Annotated in this window: 1 protein-coding gene; it reads left to right on the forward strand. The window is 60.9% G+C overall.

What is annotated here, in order from left to right:
- Positions 1-281 (forward strand): DUF1320 domain-containing protein (locus Q5762_RS37990; RefSeq protein WP_315896874.1); only part of this gene is annotated, 281 nt, incomplete at both ends.

Consider the following 281-nt stretch of genomic DNA (forward strand, 5'->3'; position numbering starts at 1 on the left):
GCTATGCAAGTCTTGGAAACCTCATTGAACGCTACGGCGAGCGGATGCTGGTCAACCTGACCGATCGGGGTGAGATGGCCACGGGGCTGATCGACCTGCCCTCTGTTGAGCGTGCTTTGGCCGATACCGATGCGATGATCGACGGCTATCTGGCGGTGCGTTACGCGCTGCCGCTGGCCGAGGTTCCGCCGCTGGTTGCAGATCTCGCGCAGGCCATCGCGATCTGGAAGCTGCATCCTGCCGGGGTCGATCCGAAGATTGAAGAGGATTACAAACAGGCG

Origin of the sequence: Streptomyces sp. P9(2023), assembly GCF_032436795.1 — a bacterium.
Classification (GTDB): domain Bacteria; phylum Actinomycetota; class Actinomycetes; order Streptomycetales; family Streptomycetaceae; genus Streptomyces.